This is a genomic window from Gilliamella bombi (genome assembly GCF_900103255.1).
Lineage (GTDB): Bacteria > Pseudomonadota > Gammaproteobacteria > Enterobacterales > Orbaceae > Gilliamella > Gilliamella bombi.
Genome location: NZ_FMWS01000016.1, coordinates 23,937 through 37,016 on the forward strand (window position 1 = coordinate 23,937; position 13,080 = coordinate 37,016).

The window sequence follows — 13,080 nt, forward strand, 5'->3', positions numbered from 1 at the left end:
CTTTGCAACATCAGTAACCACTGAACAATTTGTTCAAGCATCCTATGACACCCTAATTATGGTAGTTTTCTCCTTAATTTTAGGTTCATTAATCGGAATTCCACTTGGTATTTGCTTAGTTACAACAAGACCTTATGGACTATTAGAAAATCGTCGAGTGTTTCGTATTATCAACCCGATTATTAATATAGTTCGCTCATTGCCTTTTATTATTTTATTAGTTGCTATCCAACCTTTAACAAAGGTCATTGTAAATAGCTCTATTGGCACTATAGCAGCGATTGTTCCGTTAACATTTTATGTTGCTCCTTACATTGCTAGGTTAGTTGAAAATTCATTACTTGACGTGAATAGTGGTATTATTGAAGCGGCTCAATCAATGGGAGCGACGCCAATACAAATTATTTGGTATTTTATGTTACCAGAGGCATTTAGCTCTTTAATTTTAACGCTTACAACTGCTACTATAGGTTTAATTGGTGCTACAGCGATGGCTGGTGCTATTGGCGCTGGCGGTATTGGTGATTTAGCTGTGTCATACGGTTATCAACGTTTTGATAATACTGTTACTTATATCTGCGTGGTGATATTAGTTATCGCTATACAATTTATTCAAAGCACTGGTAATTATTTAGCTCGTAAAGCACGGCATGAATAAAACACATAATCACTTTTAGTTATGCATGATCAGTAAAAAATGGGGGGGAGCTAAAATATGACTTTCCCCATTTATTATTTAGAAAAATAGCCTTAATTATCTTTTATCTCTCTAATAAGATATTTTACGTAAAACCTCTGTTTGCCTATAAAAATCAGCCATCGAGTATAAAAACTATTTATTGAGCAGTTATACACAAATAGGCAAAACGTTTAATTGATTTCTTTATTTACAAATATCAAGTAAAATAAGCAAAATTTTACCATTCTAGAAATCTAGGAAATCAATGTGACAAACGCATTACAACAAAATTTGGTTGAAATTCACGATATGTCTTTTTATCGTGGAACAAGGCCTATTTATAAAAATATGAGTTTGAATGTCCCTAAAGGAAAAGTGACAGCAATCATGGGACCTTCAGGAATTGGTAAAACCACACTACTAAGGCTCATTGGTGGTCAATTAAAACCGCAGTCAGGAAAAATTTTATTCGATGGAGAAGACATTCCAAGCATGTCTCGCTCCCGACTTTATGAAGTACGCAAACGTATTAGCATGTTATTCCAATCGGGGGCTTTATTTACCGATCTAACTGTGTTTGATAATGTTGCTTACCCACTACGTGAGCACTTCAAATTACCTGAACCTATATTGCATAATTTAGTCTTAATGAAATTACAAGCTGTTGGTTTACGTGGTGCAGCTCAAATGATGCCATCGGAACTATCTGGTGGTATGGCAAGGCGAGCAGCATTAGCTAGAGCCATTGCGCTTGATCCCGATTTAATTATGTTTGATGAACCTTTTGCTGGGCAAGATCCTATATCTATGGGTGTTATTGTTAAACTGATATCTGAAATAAACCAATCATTAGGATTAACCTGTATCGTTGTTAGCCATGACGTGACCGAAGTGCTTAGTATTGCAGATTATGCTTATATTGTAGCCGAACAACATATTATTGCAGGTGGTACATCACAGCAATTACGTGATAATGATGATTTACGAGTAAAACAATTCCTTGACGGGTTGGCTGATGGTCCAGTACCTTTTCATTATCCTGCTGAAGATTACAAATTAGACCTAAGCAGAGGTAAAAAATAATGTTAAATATACTGGCAAAATTAGGACAATGGTTTATTGATGTCATTGCAATGATTGGTCGTTCTGGTGTGATGCTCTTTAGGGCATTAATCGGTAAGCCACAATTTAATAAACAATTCCCATTACTCATTAAGCAATTTTATTTTGTTGGAGTACAATCACTCACTATTATTATTGTTTCTGGTCTTTTTATTGGCATGGTTTTGGCCTTGCAAGGTTATTTTATTCTGACCACTTTTGGTGCTGAAGCCAGCCTTGGAATGATGGTAGCCCTTGCCCTACTTCGTGAGTTAGGTCCTGTTGTTGCTGGTTTGCTGTTTGCAGGTCGTGCTGGCTCTGCATTAACGGCTGAAATCGGCTTAATGAAAGCAACTGAGCAGCTATCAAGTATGGAAATGATGGCAATTGATCCATTACGACGTATTATTGCACCTCGTTTTTGGGCTGGTTTTTTCAGTATGCCATTTTTAACTGCAATTTTTGTTACCGTTGGTATTTTAGGTGGTGTTATTGTAGGTGTTGATTGGAAAGGTATTGATGCAGGCTTTTTTTGGTCATCTATTCAAAGTAATGTTGATTGGTGGCATGATCTAGGTAACTGTTTTGTAAAAAGCTTTGCATTTGCCATTGCCAGCACTTGGATTGCACTTTTCAATGGTTATGATTGTGTACCAACATCAGAAGGAATTAGTCGAGCAACAACAAGCACTGTTGTTTATTCATCATTAGTAATTTTGGGGTTAGATTTTATTTTAACCGCATTAATGTTTAGTCATTGAGGTCATTAAACATGAGTCGTAAAGTTGAAATCACTGTAGGATTATTTATGGTACTGGTCATTTGCTCGGTACTTTTTTTATGTTTCCGTGTAACGGATCCAACATCATTTGCTAGTCATAATTCATATCGAGTTTATGCTGTATTTGATAATATTGGCGGATTAAAAGCACGCTCTCCAATCAAAATCGGTGGCGTTGTGATTGGTCGAGTCAGTAATATAACACTAAAATCATCAGATCTTGATGTATATAAACCCTATGTAACAATAGATATTGATGCACAATACAATCAAATTCCAGTTTCAAGTTCGCTTTCAATTAAAACATCAGGTTTATTAGGTGAACAATTTATTGATATTAACTTTGGACTTGATAAAAGTACCGAATTAGAACTTGATTCATTGGATAGCGAAGGCACAAGCAACAATTTGCCAACAAATAATCATGAACCAGCTTATTTTCATGATGGTTTTGTAATATACAACACTAAACCAGCAATGGTTATTGAAGACTTAATTGGTCAATTCCTTTATAGTACTGGAGGTTCGACCGATGATAAAGATAAGAAACAAGATACACAAGATATAAATGAAAATTAAGGAGTTTTGTTACTATGTTAACCAAATTTAAACACACTATTTTTTTTGCATTAGCTTTAATATTTAGTGCTAATGCGTTTGCTGAAAATGATCCTTATAAAGAGATGGAAATGGCTGCTAATAAGATTTTTAGCACCATGAATGCACAATCTGCGACATTAAAATCAAATCCTAACAAACTAAAAGAGATCGTAAGAACAGATTTATTACCTTATGTACAAGTAAAGTATGCTGGCGCATTAATTTTAGGTAATTATTATAAAAGTGCTACAGATGCGCAACGTAAAGCCTATTTCGCTGCTTTTGAAAACTATTTGGTACAAACTTTTGCTCAAGCATTATCTATGTATAATGGCCAAACTTATCAGGTTGAATCGCCAAAAGATTTAACAGGTAAAACGCTTATCTCTATTCGTGTTTTATTAAACCAACCTAATAAAAACCAACAACCATTGCGAATTGATTTCCAATGGCGTAAAAACTCTGTCACTGGCGAATGGAAAGCTTATGATTTAGTTGCAGAAGGCGTCAGCATGATCACCACCAAGCAAAATGAGTGGTCAACAATTTTACGCCAAGATGGTATTGACGCATTAACTAAACAATTAACTGATCTTTCAAATCGCAATATTGACCCAAACGCTAAACCAAAAGGCTAGCCATAATGTCGCGAATAAAAACAGAAAAACAACAAGAAATATTATCTTTACAGGGTGAACTTGATGTTCACTCTTTAAACGATTTGTGGTCAACACAAAATACTATTTTAAATGGTGTAAAATGCATTGATGTTGCGCAACTTACTCGGGTTGATTCTTCAGGGCTCGCAACTTTAATTTATTTTTGCAATAAATATCATGTAAAGCTCAAAGGTATTAATCCTCAGCTACAAACATTAATTACATTGTATGATCTACAACCTGTAATTAATATTTAAAAAATGTTAAGTTTTATACTGAAACACATAGTTACCTGAAACTTTTTAACAAAAAATTCCCCCATAATTTACATTAATGATGAGTATGAATAATGGATAAACAAGAAATTATAAACAAATTAAAAAATTCGCTTGAACTTGATGATGTACATGTCCTAACCGATGATGGAAGCCATTTCCAAGTTATTGCTGTAGGAGAATTATTTGCCGATTTAAATCGAGTGAAAAAACAACAAGCAATCTATGCTCCTTTGGCTGAATTTATTAATGATAACCGTATTCATGCGCTTTCTATAAAGACTTATACCCCCACTGAATGGCAACGTGAACGCAAACTTATGGGATTATAACCATTTCTTAGCATGATAATCCCTTGAATTAATTGTTTTCGCCACCATATTATGTTGTATCAATAGACAACACCATTTGTATAAAGGTATCGCTACATGACTAATCCATTATTAACAGATGCACCATTACCCCTTTTTTCACAAATTAAACCCGAACATGTTTTGCCTGCTATACAAGAAACTTTAAAAAACTGCAGAAATACCATTGAAGCAGTATTAAAGCAAAATAGCCAATATACTTGGGATAACTTAATTCAACCAATTGATGAAGCAGACGAAAAATTTGGACGAGCTTGGTCTCCAGTTAGTCATCTTAACTCAGTTAAAAATAGCCCTGAATTACGTGAAGCTTATGAAGCTTGTCTGCCATTACTATCTGAGTACAGCACATGGGTTGGGCAACATAAACCTTTATATCAAGCTTATAAGCAACTCAAAGAAAGCGAACAATATGCTACTTTAACCAAAGCACAGAAAAAAGTGGTTGATAATGCACTACGTGATTTTGAATTATCTGGAATTGGCTTACCCGATGACAAACAGAAACGTTACGGTGAAATTGTTGCAAAATTATCAGAATTATCCTCAAAATATAGTAACAATGTGCTCGATGCCACCATGGGATGGTCAAAATTAATTACCGATATCAAAGAACTATCTGGCATGCCTGAAAGTGCGCTTTCTGCCGCAAAAGAACAGGCTAAATTAAAAGATAAAGAGGGTTGGTTACTAACCTTAGATATACCAAGTTATCTTCCCGTCATGACCTACTGTGATAATCGTGATTTACGATTTGAACTTTACCAAGCCTATAATACTCGTGCGTCAGATCAAGGACCAAACGCAGGTAAGTGGGATAACACTGAAATTATCAAACAAATCTTAACGCTTCGTAATGAGCTTGCACTATTACTAGGCTTCGATAATTATGCTAATAAATCATTAGCAACAAAAATGGCAAGCTCAACCGCTCAAGTCATTGAGTTTTTGAACAATTTAGCAACTAAAGCTAAACCTCAAGGTGAAAAAGAGTTAGCAGATCTTAAACGTTATGCTTATGAGTTTTTTGGCGCAAGTGACATCAAACCATGGGATATAGCTTATTATAGTGAAAAGCAAAAACAGCATTTGTACGCTATCAACGATGAAGAATTGCGTCCTTATTTCCCTCAACAACGAGTTATTAATGGTTTATTTGAAGTAGTGCATCGCATTTTTGGTATTACAGCCAAAGAGCGACAAGGCGTTGAAGTTTGGGATCCTGAAGTTAAATTTTATGATCTCTTTGCCGCAAATGGTGAGTTAAAAGGTAGTTTCTATCTTGATTTATATGCACGTGAACATAAGCGTGGCGGTGCTTGGATGGATGATTGTATTGGTCGTATGCGTTTTGCTGATGGTCATGTACAAAAACCCGTTGCCTATTTAACTTGTAACTTCAATCGCCCTGTTGGTGATAAACCAGCACTATTTACACACGACGAAGTCACAACCCTTTTCCATGAATTTGGTCATGGTTTACACCACATGTTAACCGAAATTGATACTTCATCAGTTTCTGGTATTAATGGGGTGCCATGGGATGCTGTTGAATTACCAAGTCAATTTTTAGAAAACTGGTGCTGGCAGCCTGAAGCGCTTGCATTCATATCTGGGCATTATCAAACTGGTGAACCGCTACCAACTGATATGTTAGAAAAGATGCTAGATGCTAAAAACTATCAAGCAGCACTATTTATTTTACGCCAATTGGAATTTGGTCTTTTTGACTTTAAATTACATACACAAAAAGATCCTGATATTTTAAATACATTGGCTGAAATAAGAAAGCAAGTTGCCGTTGTTCCTACCGTTGAATGGGGAAGATTTCCACACGCATTTAGCCATATCTTTGCTGGTGGTTATGCTGCAGGTTATTATAGCTATTTATGGGCAGAAGTATTATCTGCTGATGCATTTTCACGTTTTGAAGAAGAAGGTATTTTCAACGCTAAAACAGGCAATGCATTTCTTGATAATATCTTGTCACAGGGTGGTAGCGATGAGCCTATGACATTATTTAAAAACTTCCGAGGCCGTGAACCTCAACTTGAAGCATTACTTCGTCATTATGGTATCCACTAATTCTAACTTTGCTCAGCTAAAATTATTAGCTGAGCAGTGGTTATCCACACATGCTGATCTTCCATTTACTCTTGTTACCCAAAACAATCAACTTGAGTTACAAAAAACTGACGAACCAAAACTAGGGGCAATATGCGTAAACTTTGTTTCTGGAACAATGGCTCATCGTCGCCAATTTGGTGGTGGACGTGGCGAAGCGATTGCAAAAGCAGTTGGAATAAAAGGTAAGTATTTACCCACTATTGTTGATGCAACAGCAGGACTTGGCCGAGATGCCTTTGTACTTGCCTCACTTGGGTGTTATGTAACAATGTTTGAAAGACACCCAGTGGTTGCGGCGTTATTAGCCGATGGCTTACAACGCGGTTATCAAGACCCTAAAATTGGTGACTGGCTACAACAACGCTTACAATTGAACTATAGTTCAAGCCAAATAGGCTTAAATTCACAACTTGAAAAGCCAGATGTAGTTTACCTTGACCCAATGTTTCCGCATCGTCAAAAAAGTGCGCTTGTCAAAAAAGAGATGCGCATTTTTCAACTATTAGTTGGTAGTGACAACGATGCTGACAGCTTATTAGAACCCGCAAGGCAACTTGCCAAAAAACGTGTAGTTGTAAAAAGGCCCGATTATGCACCGTTTTTAGCCAATCAAAAACCGACGGCCGAAATTAAAACTAAAAATCACCGTTTTGACATTTACACGCCTCTTTAATTCATAAGGATAAATGATTTTGATTATGCGATTAGACAAATTTCTTGCTCATCATTTAGGCATAAGTAGAACAATTGTTAACAAAGAACTCAAAGCTAAAAAAGTCACCGTCGATGGTGAAATTATAAAATCAGGTGCTTACCAGTTATTACCCGAGCAAGTGGTTGAGTATGATGGTTATGAAATCATACCCGTAACCAATAATCGTTACTTTATGCTTAATAAACCTCAAGGTTATGTCTGTTCGACTGATGATCCTGACCACCCTACTATACTTTATTTTATTGATGAACCAATGCCTGAAAAATTGCATGCAGCAGGTAGACTTGATCTTGATACTACAGGACTTGTTCTACTTACTGATGATGGTAAGTGGTCACACCGTATTACATCACCCAAACATCATTGCGAAAAAGTCTATGCCGTCACGGTTGAACAGCCATTATGTATTGAACTGATTGATATATTTAAAAATGGTATCCAATTAAAAAATGAGAAATCACTTACCAAACCAGCGAAATTAAATATTATTGATGACTTTCACGCTGAATTAACTATTAGTGAAGGACGATATCATCAAGTTAAACGCATGTTTGCAGCAGTCAATAACCATGTTGTTGAATTGCATCGCAAACAAATAGGTAAGGTAATTCTTGATATACCTGAAGGTGAATATCGACCACTTACACAAGATGAAATCGACTCGTTTAATTGACATATATAATTTACATTAATCTTAATAGCAACTTTCCATTTAGATAAATGAATATTTTTAGGTGCATTTTAAAAAATTTGAAGGAAGTATGACGTGCCAACTCAAGATTGTTTAAGTGATATTAAAATTTCCAAACAAGCGCTTATTTTTATCCTTGGATTACTTTCTATGTTGATGCCTTTATCCATAGATATGTATTTACCTAGTATGCCAACGATTGCACGCGACTTTAATGTAACCGATGGCACGGTACAGCTAACAATTAGTTGCTATTTATTAGGATTTTCTGTTGGACAACTTTTATTTGGACCACTCACAGATAGTTATGGGCGTCGTAATGTTCTCATTTTGGGTCTAATTATTTTTATAGTTGCGGCGTTAAGCTGTGGTATTGCCAACAATATTAATCAATTAATTACAGCTCGCTTTTTCCATGGCATTGCGGCAGCGGCTACAGCAATAGTCATTAATGCGTTAATGAAAGATATTTATCGTGATCGTGACGAATTTTCTAAAATGATGTCATTTGTCATGCTGATATCCAATGTAGCACCATTACTCGCACCAATTATTGGTGGATTTATTTTATACTGGTTTAATTGGCAAGCCAATTTCTACACTATCAGCCTAATTGCTTTGACTTGCTTTGGTCTAGTGATCGCATTTATTCCTGAAACACTTACAAAAACAAAATGCGATAAATTCAGTTTAATTCGTATTTTAAGTAATTTTATTACACTGTTCAGGCATCGCCAAGTATTAACTTATATGATGTTAGGTGCATTTTCTGGAGCTGGATTATTTTCATTTTTAAGCTTAGGACCTTTTGTATATATGAATCTACACGGTGTTGCATCAACTAATTTTGGCTACTACTTTGCATTCAATATAATAGTTATGGTGTTTATGAATACATTAAATAGCCGTTTTGTTAAACATGTTGGCTCGATTAAAATGATGCAGTTCGGTCTTTTGGTCCAATTTGTTATGGCAATAGGCCTTACCATCGTAACATTATTTAATCTCGGATTTGCCTATCTTGTTATTTGCATTGCAGGATATATTGGTTGTATGTCAACCATTGGTGGAAATAGTATGGCAATCGTTTTAGACTTTTATCCCTATATTGCAGGTACAGCCTCATCTCTTGCCGGTACAATTCGTTTTGCAATCGCTGGAGCAATAGGCATACTATTATCATTATTGGTATCAACTCCAACAGCACAATCCATAACGGTCAATAATACAACAGAGTGGCTAATGGTTGGCTCTATGGTGTTATGTAATTTTATTTCTGTGAGCTTATTTTTGAGTGTCAAAAATAATAAAAGGTAATAATTATGATCTATCAACTAGGTTATTTACATCCACAAATTCATCAAAATTGTTTTATCGCAAAATCTGCTGATATCATTGGTGATGTCGTTTTACAAGAGGGTGTTTCTATTTGGTTCAACGCTGTTTTACGCGGTGATATTGCTCCCATACATATTGGTAAAAATAGCAATGTGCAAGATAACACTACCATCCATATTGAAACAGATATCCCTTGCATTATTGGCGAGAATGTCACTATTGGGCATAATGTTATCCTACATAGTTGCACCATTGAAGATAATGTATTAATTGGTATGGGTAGTATATATTAAACAATGCCAAAATTGCAAAAAATTGCCTTGTTGGCGCCAACTCGTTAGTAACACATACCATACCTCATGAAGAAGGTTGTTTAATTATGGGATCACCCGCAAAAATTATCCGCAAATTAACTAAAGCTGAAATTACAGCAAATATCACTAATGCACAACGATATGTACAAAATGGTATAAGATTTAAAACTAGCCTACTTCCTGTTGCATAATAACCCAACAATAAATTGCGTTTTAAACAGTATTGGCTCTGTGAGCAAGCACAATTTATGATAAAATGCCAGCTATTTTAATAGCAATAGTTTTTAGGTACTTGTTTGAAAAAGCCCAAAATTACAAAAAAACAGATCATCACTCAATTGATTCTACTAACAATAATAGGTTTATCTGTTTGTTTATTTCTATCGCAGTTCAGTTACGATCCATCCGATCCAGGTTGGTCTCGTACAGCTTGGCACTATCCTATTAGTAATTTTGGTGGTTATGTTGGTGCATACATCTGTGACGTTCTGTTTCAATTTTTAGGCTTTATTGCTTATAGCCTACCTTTTATCGCTATTTTTATTTGTTTACAGTCAATCGTTTATTTTTATAAACATGCTAATGATCCTATAAACTACTTTAGTCTTTCATTTCGGATTATTGGTGTGTTAGCATTTATATTTAGTGCTACAGGATTTTTTACTTTAAATATTGCTGATTCTGAACAATTTGAAGCAGGCGGTTATTTAGGTGCGATAGTCATCGAAAGCCTTTTACCAATTATAGATAGCATTACTTTATCCTTAATTCTTCTTGGAACTTGCTTGGCCTGTGTCACATTATTAACTGGATTATCATGGTTAAATCTAATTGAGAAATTAGGTGCTTTTGTCATGATTTTACTACTACCGATCAGATGGTTAATTAAGCCTCGCACAGCCAATAAACTTAAACAACCAGATCCACAAAATGAAAAATCAATAGCGCAGACTGGTGAGGAAATAAAAGAGCCTCAATTTACAATACCTTTTGATACAAAACTAGATAAAAAATCAGATGATGATATCAATATCATTCCAACATCAAATGCTATCTCTAGTGCTGAAACAATTCAAAATCAGACTGCAAATACCATCATATCGGCTGACGATAAAACAATCTCAATAAAAACAACCGATGAATTAATCAATTCATCCCACAAAGATACTCAAGTACCGCAGTCAACAACAGTGCCCCTAACAAGTGATAATCCACCAAATAAAGAGCTCGATCCTAACGAGATTTTATCTCGCCTTGAATCAATTATTCAAAACATGAATGGAAACAAAGCTACTCCAGAGCAAGAGCAAACCTTGTCTTCATCAATAGAACAAATAAAACAGGTAATACAAACACAAAAATCAGAAGAAAAACTACCATTTGATGAATCAGAAAAATACACAATTTCAGATGCACCAAGTAAACCACTGTTTACATCAGTACACAACGAACCCAAAATTAATTTTACTAATGAACAAACACCGTTTGAATCATCCATCAACCTTTCAGCTATAGAAACAACTGAAACCAAACAACCATTTATTCAAGAACCACAGGTTATTACAAGTACAAAAGACACTGCATCTATAGAAGATATAGAAAACATAACAGATACAGAGACTGAAACTGAAACTGAAACTGAAACTGAAATAAAAGAAGTGAAAGCAGACGTAGAGCAACTAGAATATGTTGACACTGAAGCTCTAAAAAAAGCAAATCCAATTATTGACGATATCTATCCTGAAGAAGATCGTGTTGAAGATATTCAACATAATCATTTCAATGAAAATGACGAAGATAGCTTAATTCATCCGTTATTAAGACGTAATGATAAACCGTTACCTAAACCGACTACGCCACTACCGTCACTGAACTTATTAACTGCGCCACCAACAGCTCGAATCGAAGTCGATCATGGTGCCTTAAACGCAATGTCGGAACTGATTGAAAAAAGTTTATCGGATTATCGAGTGAAGGCAAAAGTGGTTGATTATTTACCGGGACCGGTGATTACTCGATTTGAAATTGAACTTGCACCAGGTATCAAAGCGGCACGAATTTCAACGCTAGATCGTGACTTAGCACGATCATTATCAATGCCATCGGTTCGTGTAGTTGAAGTTATTCCGGGAAAACCTTATGTAGGTATTGAATTGCCCAATAAAAATCGTCAAACAGTCTATTTTAGAGAAGTCTTAGACAGCCCTCAATTTAAAGATGCTCAATCGCCGTTAACTGTCGTATTAGGGAAAGATATCGCTGGGCAATCAGTGGTTGCTGATCTTGCTAAAATGCCTCATTTACTTGTTGCTGGTACTACTGGCTCGGGTAAATCAGTTGGTGTTAATGCGATGATTTTAAGCATTTTATATAAATCGCAACCTGAAGATGTCAGGTTTATTATGATTGACCCCAAAATGCTAGAGTTATCTATTTATGAAGGAATACCACATTTATTAACACAAGTGGTTACTGATATGAAAGATGCCGCTAATGCATTAAATTGGTGTGTTAACGAAATGGAACGACGCTATCGTCTAATGTCAGCATTAGGTGTGCGTAATATTGCTGGTTATAACGAAAAAATAAAACTAGCAGAACAAATGGGCAGACCAATTCCCGATCCACTTTGGAAACCAACTGATAGTATGGATCTTAATATGCCAACACTCGAAAAATTACCCTATATTGTGGTCATGGTCGATGAATTTGCTGATTTGATTATGGCTGTCGGTAAAAAAGTCGAAGAACTAATTGCTCGGCTTGCTCAAAAAGCGCGAGCAGCAGGTATTCATCTAGTTTTAGCCACACAACGTCCATCGGTGGATGTCATTACGGGCTTAATCAAAGCGAATATACCAACTCGTATCGCTTTTACAGTATCAAGCAAAATTGATTCTCGCACTATTTTAGATCAAATGGGAGCAGAATCATTACTTGGTATGGGAGATATGCTTTATTTAGCCCCTAATAGCTCCATTCCAATTCGTGTTCACGGTGCATTTGTGCGTGATGAAGAAGTGCACGCCGTTGTGCAAGATTGGAAAGCACGTGGCACACCAAAATACGTTGAAAATGTCACAGTTGCAACCGATGATAGCGAAAATGGCAATTCCAACTCGTCAGATGAAGAATTCGATCCATTATTTGACCAAGTTGTTGCTTTTGTCATAGAAACACGAAGGGCTTCTATCTCTAGCGTACAACGAAAATTTAGAATTGGCTACAACCGAGCAGCCCGAATTGTCGAACAAATGGAAGTAGAAGGCATTATTAGCGCCCCAAGCCATAATGGAAATCGGGAAGTACTAGCTGTATCAACACATAACGATTATTAGTTTTATCACACACCAATCCATTTAAAAGAGTGGCTTGGTGTTTACATCATAGCATCATGCAAATTAATTAAATCGAATCCCTATAGGTAAC

Annotated in this window: 14 protein-coding genes; all 14 read left to right on the forward strand. The window is 35.8% G+C overall.

Annotation, left to right across the window (positions count from 1 at the left end; all coding sequences use genetic code 11):
- Window positions 1-58: 58 nt before the first annotated feature.
- The 14 genes from B9N71_RS03875 to B9N71_RS13480 all read left to right on the forward strand — a co-directional run bounded on the left by B9N71_RS03875 (window position 59) and on the right by B9N71_RS13480 (window position 12,989).
- Complete coding sequence (locus tag B9N71_RS03875) at window positions 59-658, forward strand: methionine ABC transporter permease (RefSeq protein WP_370738298.1); 600 nt, start codon at window positions 59-61, stop codon at window positions 656-658.
- Window positions 659-946: 288 nt separating this feature from the next.
- Window positions 947-1,762, forward strand: a complete 816-nt coding sequence (mlaF, locus tag B9N71_RS03880) for a phospholipid ABC transporter ATP-binding protein MlaF (protein WP_244178513.1) — start codon at window positions 947-949, stop codon at window positions 1,760-1,762.
- A complete protein-coding gene (mlaE, locus tag B9N71_RS03885) occupies window positions 1,762-2,541 on the forward strand; it encodes a lipid asymmetry maintenance ABC transporter permease subunit MlaE (RefSeq protein WP_143422022.1) in 780 nt (259 codons plus the stop codon). Before mlaF ends, mlaE begins: the two co-directional genes overlap by 1 nt.
- A gap of 11 nt (window positions 2,542-2,552) precedes the next feature.
- Complete coding sequence (gene mlaD, locus B9N71_RS03890; protein WP_085164251.1) at window positions 2,553-3,140, forward strand: outer membrane lipid asymmetry maintenance protein MlaD; 588 nt, start codon at window positions 2,553-2,555, stop codon at window positions 3,138-3,140.
- A gap of 14 nt (window positions 3,141-3,154) precedes the next feature.
- Window positions 3,155-3,799, forward strand: coding sequence for a phospholipid-binding protein MlaC (gene mlaC, locus B9N71_RS03895; RefSeq protein WP_065589436.1), 645 nt, complete (start codon window positions 3,155-3,157; stop codon window positions 3,797-3,799).
- A 5-nt stretch (window positions 3,800-3,804) separates the two neighbouring features.
- On the forward strand, window positions 3,805-4,077 hold the full coding sequence (locus B9N71_RS03900; protein WP_065607173.1) for an STAS domain-containing protein: 273 nt from the start codon (window positions 3,805-3,807) through the stop codon (window positions 4,075-4,077).
- A 92-nt stretch (window positions 4,078-4,169) separates the two neighbouring features.
- On the forward strand, window positions 4,170-4,427 hold the full coding sequence (locus B9N71_RS03905) for a BolA family protein (RefSeq protein WP_065560910.1): 258 nt from the start codon (window positions 4,170-4,172) through the stop codon (window positions 4,425-4,427).
- A gap of 96 nt (window positions 4,428-4,523) precedes the next feature.
- Window positions 4,524-6,551 carry an oligopeptidase A gene (gene prlC, locus B9N71_RS03910; RefSeq protein ID WP_034911466.1) on the forward strand — a complete coding sequence of 676 codons (2,028 nt, stop codon included), beginning with the start codon at window positions 4,524-4,526 and terminating at the stop codon, window positions 6,549-6,551.
- Window positions 6,538-7,266 (forward strand): class I SAM-dependent methyltransferase, encoded by a 729-nt coding sequence (locus B9N71_RS03915; protein WP_085164253.1) that lies wholly within the window; start codon window positions 6,538-6,540, stop codon window positions 7,264-7,266. The genes prlC and B9N71_RS03915 overlap by 14 nt, the downstream gene beginning before the upstream one ends.
- Before the next feature lie 25 nt (window positions 7,267-7,291).
- Complete coding sequence (gene rsuA / locus B9N71_RS03920) at window positions 7,292-7,981, forward strand: 16S rRNA pseudouridine(516) synthase RsuA (protein WP_085164359.1); 690 nt, start codon at window positions 7,292-7,294, stop codon at window positions 7,979-7,981.
- Window positions 7,982-8,074: 93 nt separating this feature from the next.
- Window positions 8,075-9,316 carry a Bcr/CflA family multidrug efflux MFS transporter gene (locus B9N71_RS03925; protein ID WP_208610424.1) on the forward strand — a complete coding sequence of 414 codons (1,242 nt, stop codon included), beginning with the start codon at window positions 8,075-8,077 and terminating at the stop codon, window positions 9,314-9,316.
- Between the two features lie 5 nt (window positions 9,317-9,321).
- Window positions 9,322-9,630, forward strand: coding sequence for a gamma carbonic anhydrase family protein (locus tag B9N71_RS13230; RefSeq protein ID WP_208610425.1), 309 nt, complete (start codon window positions 9,322-9,324; stop codon window positions 9,628-9,630).
- A gap of 86 nt (window positions 9,631-9,716) precedes the next feature.
- Window positions 9,717-9,842 (forward strand): hypothetical protein, encoded by a 126-nt coding sequence (locus tag B9N71_RS13395; RefSeq protein WP_279626692.1) that lies wholly within the window; start codon window positions 9,717-9,719, stop codon window positions 9,840-9,842.
- Window positions 9,843-9,947: 105 nt separating this feature from the next.
- Complete coding sequence (locus B9N71_RS13480; RefSeq protein ID WP_085164255.1) at window positions 9,948-12,989, forward strand: DNA translocase FtsK 4TM domain-containing protein; 3,042 nt, start codon at window positions 9,948-9,950, stop codon at window positions 12,987-12,989.
- Window positions 12,990-13,080: the final 91 nt, after the last annotated feature.

Bases quoted from the DNA above. Each gene is read 5' to 3' on its own strand.
- B9N71_RS03875 (WP_370738298.1), top strand. From the start codon at position 59: ATGGTAGTTTTCTCCTTAATTTTAGGTTCATTAATCGGAATTCCACTT.
- mlaE (WP_143422022.1), top strand. From the start codon at position 1,762: ATGTTAAATATACTGGCAAAATTAGGACAATGGTTTATTGATGTCATT.
- mlaD (WP_085164251.1), top strand. From the start codon at position 2,553: ATGAGTCGTAAAGTTGAAATCACTGTAGGATTATTTATGGTACTGGTC.
- mlaC (WP_065589436.1), top strand. From the start codon at position 3,155: ATGTTAACCAAATTTAAACACACTATTTTTTTTGCATTAGCTTTAATA.
- B9N71_RS03900 (WP_065607173.1), top strand. From the start codon at position 3,805: ATGTCGCGAATAAAAACAGAAAAACAACAAGAAATATTATCTTTACAG.
- B9N71_RS03905 (WP_065560910.1), top strand. From the start codon at position 4,170: ATGGATAAACAAGAAATTATAAACAAATTAAAAAATTCGCTTGAACTT.
- prlC (WP_034911466.1), top strand. From the start codon at position 4,524: ATGACTAATCCATTATTAACAGATGCACCATTACCCCTTTTTTCACAA.
- B9N71_RS03915 (WP_085164253.1), top strand. From the start codon at position 6,538: ATGGTATCCACTAATTCTAACTTTGCTCAGCTAAAATTATTAGCTGAG.
- rsuA (WP_085164359.1), top strand. From the start codon at position 7,292: ATGCGATTAGACAAATTTCTTGCTCATCATTTAGGCATAAGTAGAACA.
- B9N71_RS13230 (WP_208610425.1), top strand. From the start codon at position 9,322: ATGATCTATCAACTAGGTTATTTACATCCACAAATTCATCAAAATTGT.
- B9N71_RS13395 (WP_279626692.1), top strand. From the start codon at position 9,717: ATGGGATCACCCGCAAAAATTATCCGCAAATTAACTAAAGCTGAAATT.